The following is a 19,602-nucleotide window of genomic DNA, read 5'->3' as shown; positions in this document are numbered from 1 at the left end:
CATGCCGATCGGTCGCCGTGATGCCCTGCGTACCCTGGCTGCCCTGAGTGTCGCCGGCTACCTGCCATCCGGTAAAGTCTGGTCAAATTCGTCCGTTCCCCCCATCCAGGATTTCTCGGGTACCGTGATGACGGTTGCCGGCCCCATCGATCCCGGTGATCTGGGGTTCTGCCTCCCCCACGAGCACGTGCTAAGCCGTTTCGGCGAAGCGCCCGCCGAGCCGGCCGAATTCGACGAAGCTTTGGTAGAAGCCGAGGTCGTTCCCTATCTCCGCTACCTCGGCGAACTCGGGATCACGGCCATCGCCGACTGCACCGCCCAAACCTTCGGCCGCAACGCGCCCCTGCTGGCCAAGCTCTCGACCGAAAGCGGATTGCACCTCATTACCAACACCGGTTTCTACGGAGCAGCCGAAGACCGGTACGTGCCAGAGGAAGCCTACCAGCTAACGGCCGAAGAAATCGCGGCTCGCTGGATCGAGGAATTCACCAACGGTATCGGTCAGACCGGGATCAAACCCGGTTTCGTAAAGACGGCCGTAGACAACGGCCCCATCAGCGAGATCGACGCTAAACTCGTCCGGGCTGCCGCCATCACCCACCGGGAGACCGGCCTCTCCCTGGCCGTTCACACCGGCAATAATGCCCCCGCCGCCGCCCAGCAACTCATCATTCTGGAAGGGGAAGGGGTCCATCCCTCCGCCTGGACCTGGACGCACGCACAGAACGTCCCCGACCCCGAGCCGCTCCTGCAAGCCGCCGCAGCCGGTGCGTGGATAAGCCTGGACGGCATCAAGCTTCCCTATTACCAAGCCGGTAAATTACAGGGCAGCGATACCTTCGACCGCCATCTGCAGCTGCTCCTCGCGCTGCGCGAGGCTGGTTACCTGGAGCAAGTTTTGCTGAGCCACGATGGCAGCAGTTTCCCGCCCGACCTGGATAGCCGCCGCCCCATGGACTTTCTTTCCAATGCCTTTCTGCCCGTCCTCCGCTCCGAAAATTTCTCCGAGGAGGAGATCGACACCCTGACCTTTCGGAACCCCGCTACCTACTTTACCATTCAGAAACGCCTGCTCTAGCGCCCGGCGATCCGGTCCAGCCCGGCCTTCGCCATCATGTGCAGCCCGGTGCGGTATTCCGCGGGGCTGAGATCCAGGCACCGGTCGAAGTACTTCCGGGCGGCCACGAAATTTCCCCTGTCCTCTTCCAGTAGACCGGCCTGCAGGGCGGCATTACACGCGTAGTAGGCAGGATTATCCTTACCCATCGCGATCGTTCGTTCGTAGAACGATAGTGCGCCCGCATCTTCCCCCATGCCGTCTAGCACCCGGCCGGTACGGTAGAGGAACTCCAGGTTTTCATCCGTGGTGAGCGTGGATCGGTCTATGCCGTCCAACTGCGCGCGTGCCCGCTCGAAATATCCCCCGTCGAACAGCAGTCGGGCCTTCAGGAGGGCCGGCTGCGGCGTTTTACCCAGCGTCGCCTCCCGCGTAGCGCTTTCGTCACCGCCCGCGCGACTCCCCCCTTCGATCTCGGCCATGGTCCGGTGGTACCGCTCGGTGTTCTCCTCCAGCAGGTAAGACCAGGCGATCTTCTGTAGGGCCTCCTCCCGGAAGTGGCGACCGGGGTAGCGTAGCAGAAACGACCGGTAATGCAGGCGCGCCTGCACGTTCAGGCTACGCAGCTTCGCCTGCCCGAGCATAAAATCGAGATAGGGAAAATCGGCGCTGTTTCCGCCACGCGGTTGATTTTCCAGCAAGCGCAGCGCTTCCGCATTGCGATTGTTGCGCATGATGATGGTGCCAGCTATAAAGCAGTGCAGTTTGTTGGTGGCGGGCTGTAAGTCCAGCTTGCGAACGATTTCCCACGCCCGCTCCGCATCATCGGCCAGGTAGAGTTCCATGAGTGCGTAGAGCACGCTCGTCTCGGTATAGAACGGGCTATCGCGCTCGCTCATCGCGCGCTGCATCTCCTTGCGTCCCTCCGGTATCGTACCGGTGAGGGAGCTGAAAAGCTCGATGCCCCACTTGTACTGGGGGGGGATCGTGCCCACGGCCGCGTGCAGCAAGCCCAGATCTTTGTAGGTCGGCAAAAAATCCGGAAAGCGCGCGGCGTTGTCGCGAAGGTATTTATTGGCCCGGTTCAGCGAGCGGAAGGCGGCTAAGTGCCGTTCGAAGCGCACGTCGATCAGGCTACGGTGCAGGTAGGCTTCGGCCAGCGCATAGTTGTAGTAAGGCGAGGCGGGATCTCCCCGCTCCAGCAGGTCGATCCGGCGGTCAAAGCGGTCCTGCAGCCGGGCATCCAGCTGCTCGTCACCGGAAAGGTACAGGCGAAAAAAGTCGATGTAGCTGCCGAGGTGCTGCGCCACGAGATTCTGCGACTCCGTGCGCTGTAACCGGTCGATACCGGCCTCGGCGAGGTCCAGTTCCAGCTTCATCACGTCTTCGTAAATGGACCGGGCCTCGTCGTGAAACACATACCGGTATTCCCCCGCGATAGCGGCACCCCACACGACCCAACTTAGCAGCAATAAAAACAGCTTAGGCATACCGGGCAAAGATACCGTCCATTTGCTCGGCCAGTTTGCGATCCCGGTCGGTGACGGTGTTCCCGGCGTCGTGGGTATTCAGTTTGACGGTGACCCGGTTGTAGACATTCGTCCAGTCCGGGTGATGGTTCATCTTTTCGGCGGCAAACGCCACTTCGGTCATGAAGGCAAAAGCCTGGCGAAAATCCTTGAAGGTGAATTCGCGGTGCAGGGCATTCTCTTTTTCGGTCCAGGGCATACGTATCCGTTTAGGGGCTACCCTTACAAGGCGCCGCGAACGGCTTAAGTTGATTGGGGCGGCGGAGCGCAGGTAAAGACCTTTCCCATAAACCGGAAAGTGCTTTGGACCGGACACTTGGTAAGAGTGCGTCGGTACGGGCCGGACACTCGCAGGTCGCCTACTGCGTACGGCCACACTCCGAGGTCCTCAGTTGCTTCCCCGATAGGGAAAATCACCAGGACCCGCGAGTGTACGTTAGGACCTCGTGGTGTCCGGGTCGGCCACGCTCCGAGTTCTTGTGCTGCTACCGGAGGCCGGACACTCGCAGGTCGCCTACTGCGTACGGCCACACTCCGAGGTCCTCAGCTGCTTCCCCGATAGGGAAAATCACCAGGACCCACGAGTGTACGTAGGACCTCGTGGTGTCCGGGTCAAGCACACTCCAAGGTCCTGAGCTGCTTCCCCGTTAGGGAAAATCACCAGGACCCGCGAGTGTACGTAGGACCTCGTGGTGTCCGGGTCGGCCACACCCCAAGGTCCTCAGCTGCTCCCCCATTAGGGAATATTACCAGGACCCGCGAGTGTACGTAGGACCTCGTGGTGTCCGGGTCGGGCACGCTCCGAGTTCTTGTGCTGCTACCGGAGGCCGGACACTCGCAGGTCGCCTACTACGTACGGCCACACTCCGAGGTCCTCAGCTGCTTCCCCATTAGGGAATATTACCAGGACCCGCGAGTGTCCGTAGGACCTCGTGGTGTCCGGGTCGGGCACGCTCCGAGTTCTTGTGCTGCTACCGGAGGCCGGACACTCGCAGGTCGCCTACTGCGTACGGCCACACTCCGAGGTCCTGAGCTGCTTCCCCGTTAGGGAAAATCACCAGGACCCGCGAGTGTACGTTAGGACCTCGTGGTGTCCGGGTCGGCCACACCCCAAGGTCCTATAGCTGTCACCAGCACGAAAAGCATCAGGAACTGCGCGTGTACGTAGGACCTCGGAGGGTCCGGATCAATTATTACGCAGCGCCTCGATCAACTCCTCCTTGTTCATCTTAGAGCGGCTTTCGATGCCCACTTTTTTGGCTTGCTGGTAGAGTTCGTCCTTGGTGCGGTCCTCGTAGTTTTCGGCCTTCCCGCCCTTCTTGCCGGCGTTCGGGGTGTTGGCGATGCGGGCGGCTTTTTGCTTGCTCATTCCCTCGTCGCGCAGGGCTTCGTACTGCTCGTCGTTCTTCACGCTGGGTCCGTGATCCTTTGCCATGGCTTTTCTGATGGAACCGACCGTTTCACCGGCGTGTTTAGCCGGCGAGGGGCGGCGTTAAAGCTTTCTTAACGCGCATCCATATGGCCGGACCGTTGTTTTCGGAGCATGCGTAATCGCCTGATAACGAGCCCGGCATCCTTTGTCCTGCTGGCCTTGCTCACCCTCCTTTCCGCCTGTGCCTGCAACGGTTTTCTGGACGACGTAGCCGATAAGGTGGAAGACATCGTTACCCGGCGCACTCCCCGGGAATCGTTCGCCCGCGATTACCTCCGCGATCTGCCAACCGGCGATTCGCTTACGGCCGCCTGGGACTCTGCCTTCGTGAGCGCTCTGCGCGATACGCTCCTGATCGATTTGCCCCACCGCGAGGTGGTGCGGCGTACCGGCGAGCTGGAATTGACCGCGCTCTCCTATCGCTTTTACCTGCCAGCCGGCCGGATGCTCACCGTTCAGGTAGAAAGGAAGGGGACGACCGGACCGGTTTTCGGTGAATTATTCGCCGTCGAGATGCAGCAAGCCATCGACCCCGACGACGCGATCGCCCGCTGGGAACCCGAAGAAGACGGGATCGTCTACGAAACCGATAGTCGCGGGGGGGAAGAACTGCTGCTGGTCGTCCAATCCGCCCCGGCGGATATGGGTGCCTATTCCCTCGTATTGCGCACGGATCCCGCGCTGCTCTTTCCCGTAGCGGGCCACAGTTCGCGCAATATCCAGTCCTTCTGGGGCGATAGCCGTTCGGGCGGCGCCCGCCAGCATAAGGGCAACGACATTTTCGCGCCGCGCGGCACGCCCCTGGTGGCGGTATCGGACGGTATCGTCCGCTCCACCAAGATCGGGGGGCTCGGCGGCAAGACCGTCTGGCTGCGCGATGGCGAAGGTCGGGGACTCACGTATTATTACGCCCACCTGGATAGCCAGTTGGTTCGTCCGGGGCAGATCGTCTCCCGAGGCGACACCCTCGGACTGGTAGGCAATACGGGTAACGCCCGCACGACACCGCCCCACCTGCACTTCGGCATCTACCGCAACGGTGCCCGCGATCCGTTTCCGTACCTGCTCGGCCCGGACGGTGAACCCGACGATTTGCGCTACTCCCTTGACGAAGATGCTATACCGGTCCGGGTACCCGCGAGCGGACGGCATTACCTGCGCCGCAGCCCCGCCCGCGATCAGGACGTGGTGGTTCGCCAACTCGACAACGAGGAGCCCGTCACCGTACTCTCGGCCACCGATCGCTTCTACCGCATCCGGACCGGCGAAGGGGAAACGGGCTACGCCAACTTCGACTAGGCCCCAACATATAGCGCTGAGGATTATTTGTTAACACCCCCCTTAAGCCATGCTAAGGCTGGCATTCCACCGTTTTAACCACATATTCTGCTTTAATTATCTTTTCACAGTAAAGCACCTATTACCCATAACACTTACGCCGCCCACTCCGTCTCTGATGGAGTGGGCGCTTTTTATTTACGGAATCGCTGCAAGAGCATATCCACTTCTTCGTCGTAATCGAGCCGATAATCCAATTCTTTGGCCCGCTGTAAATCAGCAATGGCTCTGTCTCGCTGGCCCAACTTCAGCAGAATAACTGCTCTGACCTTATAGGCATACGCGTTGTCGGGGTCCAATTGAAACGAGCGCTCGACTGCCTGTAGCCCCGTCACGGCCTTTCCGCTTTCGGCCAGTGCCCATCCCAGGAGGAAATGCGAATCGGCAAATTCATCGTACGCTTCTATGGCCGACCGGAGCTCTTGCTCCGCCCCGGTCCAGTCTTTCATGGAGGTATAGGTCCATGCCAGGGTCGTACGGATTAAAGACACATCTTCTTCATCTTCGGCGTGCACCATGGCTTGCTCCGCTATTTTAATCGACATTTGGCCCTGTCCTAAGTGCCGAAATGCATCGGCCCGCGCGAGCAACAAGTCAATCCCATCCGGTTCGATCGCCAGGCTCTTCTCGGATAAACGCAGCACTTCCTGCCACTCGTGACAGCTTTCGGCTACGTAAATCAAATTACGGAGGGCGTGAATATTATGCGGCTCTAGAAGCAACAGGTTTCGTAAGCTCTTCCGGGCCTCGGCAAAGCGACCAAGCGTAATTTCTAGTATGCTCTTATCCAGATACAGCTGGGCGGTTTGTCCGCCAAGCTCGATAATTTGGTCGTACGTGGATACGGCCTCCTCATCCCGGTGCAGCGCGGCGAGGGCGTGGGCCCGGTACGTCAGCATTTCGATGCCCTCCGGTGAATTTCTCGCCGTATCCAAATAGTCCGTGCGGCTGATAATCCGGGGAAAGTTGCCGACGTGCATCATTTGGCGTAGGTAGGCGACGTCCTTACTCATGGTCAAAAGACTGGATGAGTTCGCGAGCTGCCTCCACGGCGGCGGGAATGAACCGGCGATCTTCGGCGATATACTCCAGTTCCGGGAGGTCCATATGCGCGAATTGCTGCTTATAGATAGCGATCGCGCGGCGCAGCTCCCGTTGTTGCTGGCGAGGAGTCGGCTCTTTGCGGACGGGCAGAAAAGCCTGCCGGTTAGTCAGGAAGTGAACGACCGCGATCAGGATGAGCAGCAGGTCGAAATTGAGGTTGAACAGTCCCAGTTCGACGCCGGCACTAAACTGTACGGGGAAGAATACCGCCAGGCCCAATACGCCGGCGATAATGACCGGGAGGGTAAGCAGGGCACCCGCCTCAGACCGGTAGTAGGTGATCGCGGTAGCCACGCTTAATAGGGCGAGGGCCGTGAGGACGCGGGGGTCGGTGAAGTTGCTTTCGAAGAGGCAGAGGAAAATGCCGATCCAGAGTAGGATGGGCGCCGTCCAGGGTAGGAGGTCTTGGAAATGGAGTTTTCGCACGGGTGCATACCCGTTGAGTGTTTGCTCTTTCATCGTGTCTTGTTTAATAGTCCCGTGGTATACCCGGCGAACAATCACCCGATACCACGCAAAAAAATGTCTCTCAGTCCCGTTACCCTGGATCGATCAACTTTTGGAGGGATGATCGGTCCGGTAGCCTGGCTCCGGGCAATAAATACTGCCCTTCAAACGATGCTTTCACTAACCGATGCACGTGGGCAATAAATCTTAACACTCACTTTCCCCTCTTTCATGGCCCATCCTACCCGCCTGCTCCCGTCAATCGAAGCGCTTTGCCGCACGCTCACCGGGCAGTACCTGCAAATATCCGATGACCGTCGCAGCAGCCTCACCGCTTTGGCTACCTACCTGGCCGACCGGTGTAAGCAAAAGCAAGCCTGCCGGATCATCGCAATTTGCACCCACAACTCCCGCCGTAGCCACTTTACGCAGCTTTGGTTGGCTATTGCGGCAGATTATTACAGCGTCGAGGGTCTCCATACCTATTCGGGCGGGACCGAAGCCACCGCCCTGCATCCGAACGCGGTGGCGGTTCTCCGGCGCGCGGGACTGGATGTCGCGGAAACAACCCAAACCGAAAACCCACACTACCCCATCCGGTGGCGGAAGGAAATGCCTCCCTACCTCGCCTTTTCCAAGGTCTACGACGCCGATCCGAATCCCCAAAGTGACTTTGCCGCCGTCATGGTATGCTCCGCGGCGGCGGCCGACTGTCCGGTCGTCCCGAAAGCCGATCGCCGGTTCGCTATTCCCTACGACGATCCGAAGGCCGCTGACGGCACCCCCGCTGAAGAAGCCGTCTACGACGAACGCTTCCGAGAGATCGGACGGGACATGCTGTACGTGATGCGTCTCGTCGCGGCGGAGAAAGCGGGTTAAGCGACGTCTACGATCACGTTGCCTCGCTTCCGGCCGCTCATGACGTAGCGATAGGCCTCGGCGATGTTGTCCAGTGTATAGCGTGAATCGTCCAGTAACGGACGGAAAGTTCCCGCTTCCAATTGGCGGCGAATGAAGGGCAGGCTTTCTTTCGGACTGAGGGGAACCGGAAACAGTACCCGTTTCCCTGACCGAATAAGCGCCGTGCCCAAGGTATAGAACACGTTTTGCAGGTACGGTCCGGCCTCGGAGGAGATATAAATACCCCGTTCCTCCAGTATGGGCCTACACCGTCCGAAGGTACTTTTACCCACCGCGTCGAAGACGTAATCGTATTGCGCCGGTGATCGGGTGAAGTCTTCGCTAGTGTAATCCATTACGCGCGATGCTCCCAGCGCCGCCACCGCTTCCAGGTATTCGGGAGCGGTCGTGGAGGTCACCCGCGCACCGCACGCCACCGCAAACTGCAACAGGGCCGAGCCAATGGCTCCGCTACCCCCGTTGACCAGCACCCGGTCACCGCTTTCCACGCCGGAACGACGAAAAAAGGAGTAGGCGTAATGCCCCCCCTCCAGACTGGCTACCGCCGTCGCGAAATCCAACCCAGGCGGGATGGTCATTAACGGGCCATCCTGCCGGATCGTAATGTACTCGGCTTGTCCGCCCAAACCCGTGTCCCGGAAACCACAAACGCGGTCGCCGATCCGGTAGGCCGTGACGGCACTCCCCACGGCCACTACTTCGCCGGCGAAATCCGTACCGATGCGAACTTCCCGTGGGTGGCGCACGCCCAATACCAGGTGCATGACCAGCGGACGACCGGTGAGATTGGCACAGTCCGTCCGGTTCACAGTGGTCGCCCGTACCCGGACGAGAAGGTCATGATCGCCCGGTACCGGCTTCGGAACGGTGGTGACGGCAATACGTTCCGGAGGACCGTAGTCCGTCCGAATAGCGGCCCGCATGCTGGTTGACATGGTGTGGAGCTTTTGGTGACGATGATGCTGAGAGATTTACAAGCAAAGGGCCCATTAGCTGTTATGCCGCGTTCTTTCGACGGATGTCCTCGTTTGACCGATCAGCTTTATACCTGCGCTCCGCCGCCCTTATTATTCCAGCAAGTCTTAGTCAAGCGGAATAAGGTCGCCCAGTACCCTGCGTGTGATTTCCTTGCGGCAATTACCGAAATCCGGACCGTCCTGCCCAAGCTGTCGGTGCAGGCGGGTGGCAAAGAACCAGACATTATCCGCCATCTCGAAGTAGCCGACCCACCAGCCGGTGTTCATACCACCGTCACGGGTCCAGCCGGTCTTGGCCCGCAGGGTGTAGTGTTCCGTTTGCTCTTCAACCATGAGATCTTTGAGGACCGTGAAGGTTTCCGGACGGAAGGGCAGCGTCTCTTCGTATACCCCGATGAGTGTCTCGATCTGGTTGACGGGTGTCACCCCGAATCCGCCGAAGTTCCAGAAGTCGGGGTCTTGAATCGATAGATCGCCATTGCCGTAATCCGCCGCGACCAGGTACTGATGATATTTCTCTTTACCGATCTTTTTAGCCTGCTCGACGTAGGCCCAGCCGGCGGAAGCGCGAAAGGCGCGACGTAGACTCATGTCGTGGTAGATTTCCGGGCGGTAGCCGTACTTCACGGTATCGGTGTGCCCCGGCCAGGGAATCGTTTCCTGTGCGTTCGCCACCGCCCGCTCCTCCAGGATGATCAGGGTATGCAAGATCTTGAAAGTGGACGCCGGCAGGGTTTCCCGGTGACTGTCGTTGATGTCACTGGCGATCCACTTGCCTGCCCGGTAATCGTACAGGGTGATGCTGCCCTGTACGCCACAGTCCAGGAAGACCTGGCGCAGGCTGTCCTGGCCCATTAACGGGCGAATAAAGGCGAGGAGGCACGGTAAAAGGAATAACCAATTCATAAGCTGAGTGACGATGGATTGAAAGCCAGGTTGCCCGATATTAGTCAGCCGCGAAGAAACCACAGCCAGAGCCCCACGCCTGCCCGGTAGGTGCCGTACGCAGGTCCGAACGCCCGCTCCAGCTGACGCTCTTCGAAGGGAATGTACCAGCGATCGGCAACGACGAAGAAAATCAAGCAGCCCGCTACCGGCGAGAGCGACCCGAGGTAGATCCAGACGCCAATCAGGCTAAGTAAAAAGCCGAGGTAGATCGGATTACGGCTAAAACGAAATAATCCTTCGGTCACCAGCTTACGCGGCCGGCCGAAGGTATGGACCTCCGTATCGCGCCGCAGCAACAGCAAGCCAACCGCGGCGATCATCAGAAAACCGGCGGTCAGCAGAACGATGCCGGCAATCCGAATACTTGCCGGAAAGAGGCCGGCAAGCGGCAAGGCCCGGTCCAGCAACACCATAAGTGCGACGCAGCAGGTAGTAAGGACCGGCGGGATGAACCACTTCATCCGGTTAAGATAGCGTTCCGTTATCTCACTCCGGAGGCCGGTTGAGGTAGTAGCGATTGACCTCGTAGGAATCGGTTTCGATGCTATCCAGGCGGCCGTCGCCGTTCGGGTCGGCCAGGTGCCACCGAACGAAGGCGGATCATCCGGCCGCCCCTCCGAGGAAGTCTTTGTACGATAGGGTCAATAAGGCCAGGACCAGGCAGAGCAGTCCGGTGACGAGCAGGCCGTCATGCAGCAATGAATAGCCGGGCATCAGCAGTTTCAGCATCGATCCGGTTACAATAAGCAGGGTGGAAAGCAGGGAAAAGGTGAGAGCGGTTTTCATGTCAGTGTTTCTTCGGTAGTGTCTGTAATACGGTGCTCCGGGGCGGGAGCCACCACTAGAAAGCAGAGGTATCTAACATGTTGATTCCGAGCCGGGCAAAACCACCTATTCGTACATATTATCGACGTCGAGGGCGGCCAGCTCGACGAACAGGTCCGCGAACTTCGCCGTCACGTCCCGGAAGAAGCGCTCTCCCTTCCCGGCGCTCGACTTCCGCGGATTCCCTACGCCGGTATCGTCGGTGATCTGCGACCAGCGCCGCTCGTGGCTGACCCAGCCCTCTCCAAAGGCCGCGATGCGGTGCTTGTTTTCTTTTCCCGGCCCCGCTTCATCCAGCGGCAGCACCAGTTCCGGACGTAGATACATCACCAGGCTGGTCTCCATTTCATCGGCGTGATCGCCCATCTCCTCGAAGTACTGCGTTTTGTCCATGGCCTGGAACCAATTGGAGGTGCAGAGGAACATGTCGGGGAATTCCAGTCCGAGTTCCTTCAGCAGCGGCTTGAAGGTGTTGCCGCCGTGGCTGTTGAACACCAATAACTTTTTCACTCCCTGCCGGTCAAGCACCTGGATCAGGTCGCGCAGGATGGCCAGCTGCGTACTCCCGTTGAGGTTCATGTCCAGGAAGATGTCGGTTTGCCCCGAATTCACGCCGAAGGGGATCGTGGGTAGGACCATGATCTTTGCTCCCCGCTCGTAGGCCAACCGCGCGGCTTCGTAGGCAAGGCCTTCCGCCTCGATGTTGTCCGTAGCGTAGGGCAGGTGGTAGTTGTGCGCCTCGGTGGCGCCCCAGGGGAGGATGGCCAGTTCGACGGTGGCGTCTTTAAGGTGCTTCCAGTTGGTTTCGGCTAGGATGTAGGGGCGGGGCATAGTTGGGTGCTGGGTGCTGGGTGTGGGGTACGGGGTTCGAGGAAGGTAAGGGTTTGTGTGGAGTGGCACCGGTCGTGCATGCGGGTACGTAAAAGAATTTTGGCGGAGTAACCTTTTCCAGCGTGCAGGAATGAAGCAGGCAAATACCACACCATGCTACATCGAATCAAATTATTATTGTTCCTGGTGATGCCCCTGGGGCTATTCGCCCAGGTAGGCGTCAATACCACGGAGCCGGAACAGGCGCTGGACGTGAACGGAAAAATTCAGGTGGGGGACGACGCGATGGCTCCCACCGCCGGCACCATGCGCTACAACGGATCCGAGGCCGATTTTCAGGGCTACGATGGGAAGGACTGGAAAAGCTTTACCAACAGTTCCTCCGACGGACTGCCCGGCACTACGGCGCGGTACATTACTGCCTACTCGCCCAACATCAGCCCGGAGGAAATAGCAACCGTCTATTTCGAAACCCGCGACGATAACTCCCGGATCATCACCCCACCAGCCGGACAATACCTTTTAATTACGTCCATCAACGTAATGCCGAACTTCTTCACCTTTAGCCCCGAGCGCTTTGCCCTGGCCTTCTTTTCGTCGAGCGCTAGCGACAGCGGGTTCGGCGACCGCGATAACGGTTTCCGTATGACCGGCAACCTGGCCGAACAGAACTTTATCACCAGCGAAACCCCGATAATGGTGATCGGTCCCGGCGAATACCTGCGCATTGAGGCATCCAGAAACAACGAAGCAACGGTCAATATTAACCTGCGCGGCTTTTTGGTTGACAGTTTGGACTACTAATCTCCAGACCGCCCTTTCTCTCCGGTCACCGCCCCAGCCTTCAATGGAAAAGTTTTGGCCCCCTGCGGCTGGCTATTTCACTTCATGCACATTACGGATTGTCGACTGCGGTGCTGCCTTTCTCTGCGGTAGACGCTCAACCGCGCAGCGGCTCCTGCTACAGTTATCCCTCAGTAATACCTCTGTGCAGCTCTCCGTGTTAAACCCAATGCCGCACGAGCCGCAGGCGAGCATCCCCGCCTATTCAGTCCTTCAAGCATCCACTACTTCACACTTTTGCAAACCCAATGCCGCACGAGCCGCAGGCGAGCATCCCCGCCTATTCAGTCCTTCAAGCATCACTAATTCACACTTTTGCAAACCCTATGCCGCACGAGCCGCAGGCGAGCACCCCCGCCCATTCAGTCCTTCAAGCATCCACTAATTCACACTTTTGCAAACCCTATGCCGCACGAGCCGCAGGCGAGCACCCCCGCCCATTCAGTCCTTCAAAAATTCACTAATTCACCAACTTCCCCCTCCCCTAAACCAACTCCTCCGCATCGAAATGCACCGCCACGGCCTCGACCAGCTCTGGCCGACCGGGTAGCAATTGCTTGCTTTCCGTGCGGCCCGTGCGCCCGCCGATGTGTCGGTACATGGCTGCGGCGGCGGTGTTATTCTTGAGTACCCACAGGTATAGCCGACCCTTTGGATCTTCGGCTACGGTGGTGATGGCCGCCCAGCGGATGAGGCGACGCCCGATACCCGACCCCTGCAGGTCGTGACGAACGTGCAGATTATCCAACAGCGTCCCATCATTCGGATCGTGGTGCAGCAAGAGGCAGCAAAAGCCGACGAGCTCGTTGTCCCGCTCCGCCAGCATGACCCGCATTCCATCGTTGGGCGCGGAAAAGCGCTCCGTCCAGACACTTAGTCGCTCGGAGAGTACCTCCTTGTCCAGAAAGGTGTCGGGCAAGTCACCCCGGTAGTTCTCCCGCCAGCTGCGGGCGTGCAGGGCAGCGATACGCGGGGCGTCAAAGGGCGTGGCTGGACGATAAGTGATCGACGGTTCCGGCATGTACTGTAGCAATGAGCCTCGAAAAGTACGATACTTAAAATAAGGCCGCGTAGTCCGCCGGTAAAGTTTCGAGCGGGCGGATCCGGATTCCCCGGTAGAAGACCTCCGCCGCCTCGCTCTGCAGTTGAATCTTCCCCTCGGTGAGCGGCAACACCTCTCCCGCGTCGTTCACGTACCGGCTGTTCTTCAGGATCATGACGACTTCTCCGTTGACGATGTGCAGGCTTTTATCGCCGTAGCAGATCAGGTCCAGGGTGTTCCACTCACCGTGGGGATTTTCGTAGTTGTTGCTGCGGAGGCAGTAGTTCTTGTAGGGCCCGCCTTCGCCGATGTGCAGGTAATCCTGGGTCGCGTCCGCCATGGGGTTCATCAGGTACTCGGGGGTGTAGGCGCGAATGTCCATGGCGGAACTGGCCTGGTTCCAGTAGTCGCCGGTGTGCCCCTCCATAATCTGGAACTCCTGGCTGAGCATCCAGGTACGCCAGTGCTCGGCGCCCGGCTCACCGATGGAATGGTACAGCACGCCGCTGTCCTTCAGCAGGTCCTGCCGCGGCACCCACTTCTTATCGCCCCACCGGAACTGGACCTGCAGGTGGTAGTCCGCATACGTCTCCTTCGAGATCAGGCAGCCGTAGACCTCCCCGCTGACGCGGATCACGTCCACTCCGTCCTCCTTAGCCGAGGCGAAGACACCGTAGCCTTCCGGGTTCATACCGATGGGCTCAATCAGGTTTCCGTTTGCATCCACCGGCGCGGAGCCATCGTAGCCCAGTTGGTGGCGAAAGCTGAGGTAGGTATCCCACTGGGAAAGATCGGGGTCGATGAGGTCCGTCCAACCCGCATCGCTTGTGGCGGCGGTTGCGGGCCGGGCTACGGGGGTGGAGCAGGAGCCGAAAGACAGCAAAATAGATAGACAGGCCAGAGAGGGGAAGAAGCGCATGCTATAGGGAGTTATGTCATTGCCGGGAATCCGAATGAGCGGGCAATACTACGCCCCCTCCCGCAATAGTTCCTACCAACCGTTTGCCTTTTCGATAAGGCGCAAGACATTCCAGGGAAATTCCAGTTTACCTCGATCTTAGATTGGCACCTATGGGACTTCTGCCTGTAGCAATGCCGTCAGGCTGTTCAGTTCGTGCAGGATATCGCGGTAGCGCTTTGCTTCCAGTTGGGAAGTCTTCCACCAATAGCGATACGTACTTCTCCCGGATGGCCTCCTTTCCACGGGCCTCCTTATTATCGTTAAGGTGAAGGGCAGTAAGCATCCCGAGAATGGTCAGCACCACCTCCATAACGGGATACAGAAAATACCTTCCCCAACTAGGCGATGGAGATTGCTTGATCGATTTCCGCAAAAATTTCATTGAATAGAAGTTTCCGCGTCCTGGCGCAATACACGTCATGGGTGAGCCCAGCCATGTCAGCCGTAGATACCTCCCATATATTGTTGAAACGCAGAAACCGAAATTCAACCGCGGCAAGCCCGTAGGATGATCGCGGTAAGTAAGTGGATGAATACCGTCGATCCGATTCCGAAAATCCAGAAGGTCACGTACGTAAGGAGTACGGGCATACCACACCCCGCGGCGGTAATTTCCGGCATGAAATAAGGTGGAAAAACTACCGCGTGCATGACCACCATCGCCGCACAGGTGGCATGCCGTTTCGCGCTGCTGCCTTCTCTCCCGGCGGCCAAGGCGTAGAACGCCAGTTGCACCAGCCCGCATAATCCCAGGAACCATAGTACCATAGCGTAAACGTTAACATCAGCTAGGATGCAAAATTTACGGCGGGTGGTGGTCGCAAGCGGTGCTCACTCCCGTACCGTTACCCTTCGGTAGTTTTTATCGTCCTCATTGTCGGCCAGGTCCAGCAAGTGATAGGGGTCGAGGCCGGCGCCGCGGGGGCGATCATCCAGCGTGAAAGTGATGGTCTGCTCCCCGGAACGGATGCGGTGGCGACGGTAGTACAGCGGTTCCTCCCCCGCGCGTTGGCCCACCGCCCCGACGTACACCCAGTCGTCGAGGGGTACCTCGGATTCCACGCCGGCGGTATCGGCGACAACCTTGCGGGCGTCTACTTCCAGGCTAACCTCCCAGCGGTCGTCGTTGAGGCGGCGGGCGGTAGCCTCGCGCGTATCGAACTCCCAGAAGGTATTCTCTACAAAAAGGTCGTGCAGCAGCGGATGCAGGGTATCCGGCAGGACGTCCTCCAGCTCGGCGTACAGGTCAAGGGTGGTGGCCAATGGAGCTTCCGGTTGCCGGTGACGGGCGAGCAGGCGGCGCAGGGCGGTGTCGATGCTGTCCGCCTCGCTGTACTCACCCAAGGTGTAGAGGGCAAAAGGCCCGCGGCGGTACGCCATATGCGGATCGATGCCCCGCAGCAGCGGCTCCCCGTGGCGCATCGGCGGATAGGGGTACGGCCGGTGCAGGAAATCGAGCAGCCGGCGCAGTTGCTTGCGGCCTTTGACCTGCTCCGTAAGGCGGATGCCGTTGTACCAGGCCAGCCCTTCCGAAAGTACCGGCGCACCCTCCACCATTGCGGCGGGGAGATTCCACTGATGCCCCATCTCGTGGGCCGTAATGACGTAGGGCAGGTCGAGCGTACCGGCCGCGTCGTCGATATCCCACCGGGCGTTCTTTTCCGTGTAGCGGATGATACTCGCGTCGGCGTGCATACCGGTGCCGTCCCCCGAGCGCTCCACGATCGTCAGGTGATCGTACGGGTAGGGACCGAAATGCGCGCTGTACCAGGAAAGGGCGTCCAGCGCGCTTTCCATGACCCGCTCTACGTTGCGCGTATGCGCGGGGTGGTGGTACAGCCGGACCCCCACGTGCTCCCGCCGCGCCTCCCGGATGGCATAATCGGCCGAGTAGAACGGGATCTCGCCGCCAATCGGGGCGCTGGTGACGTAGCGGTAGTAGCTGCGCCCGTCCTCGTTCCAGCTATCCACTAGTTCGCCGGGCGCTACCGCTACCTGACCGGCTGCCGTGCCCATCGTAACCGAGAGCGCACTTCCGCCCCGGCGACCACCGTCGCCTACCGGACCGTCGAAGAGGGAAGGTACCAGTGGCCGCGGCGGCAGGTCGTACTCCCGGCGTTCGCTCGGGGGAAGGATCTCCCGGCTAGCGTCGTAGCCGATCTTGGGCAGGTAGGCATTGGTGAACAGGCTCGCTCCGGGTTCCACGCCGGTCGCGAAGCCGGAGCCGGTCAGTCCCGCCGAGGCCGCGGACAACCGGAAGTCCATGCGCAGGCTGTCGCCGGGGAGTAGCGGCCGGTCGAGGACGAAGGAGCGAAAATCCAGGTCTGCATCCTCCACCACCGGCCGGGTTTGGCGGTCGAAGACTGGGGGTTTCGTGTCCGCGTTGGGAGCGGAACTGACGATCAGGGTATCGATCGGTTCGTCCCCCCCGTTGATCAGCACGTAATGGCCGGATATCTCGAGTGCTCCGTCATTGGGGAATATATCTACCTGTAAATCGGTGGCCGCGGGCTTCGGTTGCGGCAGCTTGGCGTAGCGGGCGTACCGTCGCTCATACTGAGCCTGCCGGTCCTTGGCCTCGGCGGTACCGCGGTAATCGTTCCGTACGTGCATGTCGTAGAGCAAATAGCTACCGAAGGCGAGTACCCCTCCCGCCGCGAAGACCAGGACCGAAGCAGGGGAACCGCGCAACCGTTGCCGGGCTCTTTTTACCTGCGCGCCGTCGCCCAAACCGCGCGTCCAAAAAAGGCGGGCGAGTACCAGGAAGAACAGCGCCCACGCCACCCAGTACAGCTTGAATAATGCCCAGGCGGGCAGCGAGCGGCCGAAGCCGAGCATCTCGGAGTAGGTCCAGCGGGGTCCAGCGCTAAAGATCAGCAGGGGATGCTCCACACCGAAGAGAAAGGGGACCACGATGTGAACGTAGGCCAGCACCGCCACGAGGTGACCGATGTATTTATGGTTAGCCAAGGCATGTAGCGAGAGGGCGAGCGCCGCAAACAGCAGGTACTCCGGGAGCTGGAGGCCGAGCAGTACGAAAAGGTATAAATGCGGCTCGAAATCGTAATAGCCCGCCAGGGCCTGAGCCGCCATCCCCGCGCCGCACTGTAGCAAGGCGAACAACGCGAGGACCAGCACCAGACCGAGGTACTTCCCGAGCACAGGGACCCAGCCGGAGGCCGGCAACGTATCCGTAAGCTGGTAAATACCTTGCTCCCGCTCGCGCCACACCAGCTCACCGGCCAGGTAGATGGTGAGCAGGGGAATCAGCACCCAGGCCCCCAGTTCGGCGGTGAGCGGACTGGTGAGTTCGTCCAGCACCAGCGCCGTGGAGGGGATGACCGGTACGCCGTTGAGGACCATATTCTGGCCGATGGCAATGGCCGTGACCAGCGGAATCACGATCAGCAGCACCCGGCCGGCCCAGCTACGCGCGGTGAACCGGTATGACGCGGCGGCCACCGCGCGGATCTGCCGCAGGGTGGTGCCCGTATCGAATGTCCGATCCACGGCGGGGAGGACGAGGGGGCCGGGTTGCACGGTGGATGCGGCGCTCGGTGCCGATCGCTTGCGCCGCCAGAACCGCCACCGAATACCTCCACTAGCGCGGTGGGTGAAGCGAAAGCGCGAGTAGGTGAGCGTACCCGCGGCGATGGCAATGCCTATCCAGAGGAGCCGGTTCGTGAGGACAGGCCCCTCCAGTGCCAGCAGGCGGTAGCTCTTTTCCGTCGGCGTCCATTGATGCGACAGGTCGGAGAGCACGAAATGGACGCCCACCAGGTCGAGCAACTTCGCCACGTCCTGGTAGCCCTGTACGCCGATGAAGGTGGCCACGAAGTACGACAGTACAAAGAGCAGCAGGCTGGCCAGGTAGGCCCCCATGGGGCGTCCGCTGCGGCCGGCAACGTAGAACTGCAGGGCCGTAGCCGCCAGCACGTTGGGTACGGAGAGATAGAAGTACGCCGCGAGGAAGGCCGCCGGCCGGAAGGGACCGATCACCTCCGGGTCCACGCCGGGCAGGTACACGGCCAGTAAGGTGGCCACCTGGATCAGCGACAACAGCAACAGGTTGATCGACAGCGCGGCAAGGAACTTCCCGCCTAGGTAGTCGCGCCGCGAAACGGAGGTGGTGTACACCAGCGGATAAATGCCGGTTGACAAATCCCGTGCCGCGGCCTCCCCCGCCACCGCCGCCCCGATGACGAGCCAGAGTAGCGTGCCCACTACCGTCCCCTTAGCGATGCTGAAGGGGGAATTGACGAAAAAGTCGTCGTACAGGGCCTCCGCCAGGGCGCCGTCGCGGGTGAGCAAAAAGACGATGACCATTAGCGCCAAGGCGATCAGCCACGTCCACCAGTGCCCCAGCTGGTAGCGAATTTCCTGATGGTAGACGGCGGTCAGGCGATTCATAGCGCCTGTATTTGCCGGCGACCGACGTGGCCCGCCATGGTGCTGAAGTAGACGTCCTCGAGGTCCGGCACCGCTGGCTCAAAGCCGGCGCCCGGCGCTTCCGGGTGGTAGACGTGGGCCACCGTGCGGCCAGCCAACAACTTGGTGCTGATGACGCGGTGGGTACGCTCCAGCCCGGGCAACTCGGCCTTGTCAATCGTTTTACGCCAGATGTGGCCAGCCAGGTCCGCAACCGCCCGCAACGGTTCGGCCTCCAGTAGGATCTCCCCCGCGTCGATGATGGCCATACGGCTGCAGAGCTCACTGACGTCTTCTACGATGTGGGTAGAAAGGATGACTACGCTGTTCTCCCCCAGTTCGCTTAGCAGGTTGAGGAAGCGAAGGCGTTCTGCGGGATCCAGGCCCGCGGTGGGTTCGTCGACGATCAGGAGTTTGGGGTTACCGAGCAGGGCCACCGCTACCCCGAAGCGCTGCTTCATTCCCCCGGAGAAGCCCCCGAGCCGTTGGCGGCGTACGTCCCAAAGATTGGTTCGTCGGAGTAGGGCCTCCACCGTATCGCGCCGCTCCCCCTTGCCGGCCAGGCCTTTGAGTATGGCGAAGTGATCGAGGAGTTCCTCGGCCCGTGATTTGGGATAAACGCCGAATTCCTGCGGCAGGTAACCGAGCGTTTGCCGGACGGCATCCTTATCGTGCAGTACATCGATATCGCCCAGCCGGACACTGCCGCTATCCGGCTCCTGCAGGGTGGCGAGGATGCGCATCAGGGTCGACTTCCCGGCACCGTTCGGCCCCAGCAGGCCGAAGAGCCCGTTAGGAACGGTCAGGTCTACCCCCCGTAGCGCCCGGGCGCCGCCGGGGTAAGTTTTGGAGAGGCGGGTAATGGTTAGTACAGCGGACATGGAATGCGAGAGGGCTAGGACAAGGCGCAAGCCTAATT

The 19,602-nt window shown here is 60.2% G+C and carries 19 protein-coding genes; 4 read left to right on the top strand and 15 right to left on the bottom strand.

Features of this window, described 5'->3' with window-relative positions:
• The first annotated feature begins 1 nt into the window (after position 1).
• Positions 2–1,078, top strand: coding sequence for a phosphotriesterase (locus DRW39_RS19420; protein WP_116108751.1), 1,077 nt, complete (start codon positions 2–4; stop codon positions 1,076–1,078).
• On the opposite strand, the gene DRW39_RS19415 is transcribed toward DRW39_RS19420, so the two are convergent.
• The 3 genes from DRW39_RS19415 to DRW39_RS19405 form a co-directional block, all read right to left on the bottom strand.
• Positions 1,075–2,547, bottom strand: coding sequence for a tetratricopeptide repeat protein (locus DRW39_RS19415; RefSeq protein ID WP_116108750.1), 1,473 nt, complete (start codon positions 2,545–2,547; stop codon positions 1,075–1,077). The genes DRW39_RS19420 and DRW39_RS19415 overlap by 4 nt on opposite strands.
• On the bottom strand, positions 2,540–2,785 hold the full coding sequence (locus DRW39_RS19410) for a 4a-hydroxytetrahydrobiopterin dehydratase (RefSeq protein WP_116108749.1): 246 nt from the start codon (positions 2,783–2,785) through the stop codon (positions 2,540–2,542). Before DRW39_RS19410 ends, DRW39_RS19415 begins: the two co-directional genes overlap by 8 nt.
• Positions 2,786–3,772: 987 nt before the next feature.
• Positions 3,773–4,021 (bottom strand): Rho termination factor N-terminal domain-containing protein, encoded by a 249-nt coding sequence (locus DRW39_RS19405; RefSeq protein WP_116108748.1) that lies wholly within the window; start codon positions 4,019–4,021, stop codon positions 3,773–3,775.
• Between the two features lie 108 nt (positions 4,022–4,129).
• Here DRW39_RS19405 and DRW39_RS19400 point away from each other — a divergent pair, with 108 nt between their 5' ends.
• Positions 4,130–5,317 (top strand): M23 family metallopeptidase, encoded by a 1,188-nt coding sequence (locus DRW39_RS19400; protein WP_116108747.1) that lies wholly within the window; start codon positions 4,130–4,132, stop codon positions 5,315–5,317.
• Between the two features lie 173 nt (positions 5,318–5,490).
• Here the strand turns inward: DRW39_RS19400 and DRW39_RS19395 are convergent, their stop codons facing one another.
• On the bottom strand, positions 5,491–6,369 hold the full coding sequence (locus tag DRW39_RS19395; RefSeq protein WP_116108746.1) for a tetratricopeptide repeat protein: 879 nt from the start codon (positions 6,367–6,369) through the stop codon (positions 5,491–5,493).
• Positions 6,362–6,919: a hypothetical protein gene (locus DRW39_RS19390; RefSeq protein WP_116108745.1), complete on the bottom strand. Its 558-nt coding sequence runs from the start codon at positions 6,917–6,919 to the stop codon at positions 6,362–6,364. Before DRW39_RS19390 ends, DRW39_RS19395 begins: the two co-directional genes overlap by 8 nt.
• A gap of 219 nt (positions 6,920–7,138) precedes the next feature.
• Between DRW39_RS19390 and DRW39_RS19385 the strand changes: the two genes are divergently transcribed.
• Positions 7,139–7,786 carry a protein-tyrosine-phosphatase gene (locus DRW39_RS19385; protein ID WP_198664949.1) on the top strand — a complete coding sequence of 216 codons (648 nt, stop codon included), beginning with the start codon at positions 7,139–7,141 and terminating at the stop codon, positions 7,784–7,786.
• On the opposite strand, the gene DRW39_RS19380 is transcribed toward DRW39_RS19385, so the two are convergent.
• The 5 genes from DRW39_RS19380 to DRW39_RS19360 all read right to left on the bottom strand — a co-directional run bounded on the left by DRW39_RS19380 (position 7,783) and on the right by DRW39_RS19360 (position 11,409).
• On the bottom strand, positions 7,783–8,763 hold the full coding sequence (locus DRW39_RS19380; RefSeq protein ID WP_198664948.1) for an NAD(P)-dependent alcohol dehydrogenase: 981 nt from the start codon (positions 8,761–8,763) through the stop codon (positions 7,783–7,785). The genes DRW39_RS19385 and DRW39_RS19380 overlap by 4 nt on opposite strands.
• A gap of 147 nt (positions 8,764–8,910) precedes the next feature.
• Positions 8,911–9,711 (bottom strand): penicillin-binding transpeptidase domain-containing protein, encoded by an 801-nt coding sequence (locus DRW39_RS19375; protein WP_116108744.1) that lies wholly within the window; start codon positions 9,709–9,711, stop codon positions 8,911–8,913.
• A gap of 44 nt (positions 9,712–9,755) precedes the next feature.
• Entirely contained in the window at positions 9,756–10,214 is a 459-nt protein-coding gene (locus DRW39_RS19370) for a methyltransferase family protein (RefSeq protein ID WP_116108743.1), read from the bottom strand.
• Between the two features lie 139 nt (positions 10,215–10,353).
• The gene (locus DRW39_RS19365) at positions 10,354–10,539 is read right to left on the bottom strand and encodes a hypothetical protein (protein WP_116108742.1); all 186 of its coding nucleotides are present in this window, start codon (positions 10,537–10,539) and stop codon (positions 10,354–10,356) included.
• A gap of 105 nt (positions 10,540–10,644) precedes the next feature.
• Positions 10,645–11,409, bottom strand: a complete 765-nt coding sequence (locus tag DRW39_RS19360) for a creatininase family protein (protein WP_116108741.1) — start codon at positions 11,407–11,409, stop codon at positions 10,645–10,647.
• A gap of 153 nt (positions 11,410–11,562) precedes the next feature.
• Here DRW39_RS19360 and DRW39_RS19355 point away from each other — a divergent pair, with 153 nt between their 5' ends.
• Positions 11,563–12,213: a hypothetical protein gene (locus DRW39_RS19355; protein ID WP_157976233.1), complete on the top strand. Its 651-nt coding sequence runs from the start codon at positions 11,563–11,565 to the stop codon at positions 12,211–12,213.
• A 523-nt stretch (positions 12,214–12,736) separates the two neighbouring features.
• Here DRW39_RS19355 and DRW39_RS19350 read toward each other — a convergent pair.
• From DRW39_RS19350 to DRW39_RS19325, 5 genes are all read right to left on the bottom strand, one after another.
• Complete coding sequence (locus tag DRW39_RS19350; RefSeq protein WP_116108739.1) at positions 12,737–13,273, bottom strand: GNAT family N-acetyltransferase; 537 nt, start codon at positions 13,271–13,273, stop codon at positions 12,737–12,739.
• Between the two features lie 34 nt (positions 13,274–13,307).
• Positions 13,308–14,213: a DUF1080 domain-containing protein gene (locus DRW39_RS19345; RefSeq protein ID WP_116108738.1), complete on the bottom strand. Its 906-nt coding sequence runs from the start codon at positions 14,211–14,213 to the stop codon at positions 13,308–13,310.
• Positions 14,214–14,741: 528 nt separating this feature from the next.
• The gene (locus tag DRW39_RS19335; protein ID WP_116108736.1) at positions 14,742–15,023 is read right to left on the bottom strand and encodes a hypothetical protein; all 282 of its coding nucleotides are present in this window, start codon (positions 15,021–15,023) and stop codon (positions 14,742–14,744) included.
• 63 nt (positions 15,024–15,086) lie between these two features.
• Positions 15,087–18,665, bottom strand: coding sequence for a hypothetical protein (locus DRW39_RS19330; RefSeq protein WP_116108735.1), 3,579 nt, complete (start codon positions 18,663–18,665; stop codon positions 15,087–15,089).
• A complete protein-coding gene (locus tag DRW39_RS19325; protein WP_116108734.1) occupies positions 18,662–19,564 on the bottom strand; it encodes an ABC transporter ATP-binding protein in 903 nt (300 codons plus the stop codon). The genes DRW39_RS19330 and DRW39_RS19325 overlap by 4 nt, the downstream gene beginning before the upstream one ends.
• Positions 19,565–19,602: the final 38 nt, after the last annotated feature.

The sequence above is a fragment of the Lewinella sp. IMCC34191 genome (assembly GCF_003390935.1).
Taxonomy (GTDB): domain Bacteria; phylum Bacteroidota; class Bacteroidia; order Chitinophagales; family Saprospiraceae; genus Neolewinella.
The sequence above is the reverse complement of the archived record's forward strand: the minus strand, read 5'-3'. Positions and strand labels throughout refer to the sequence as shown.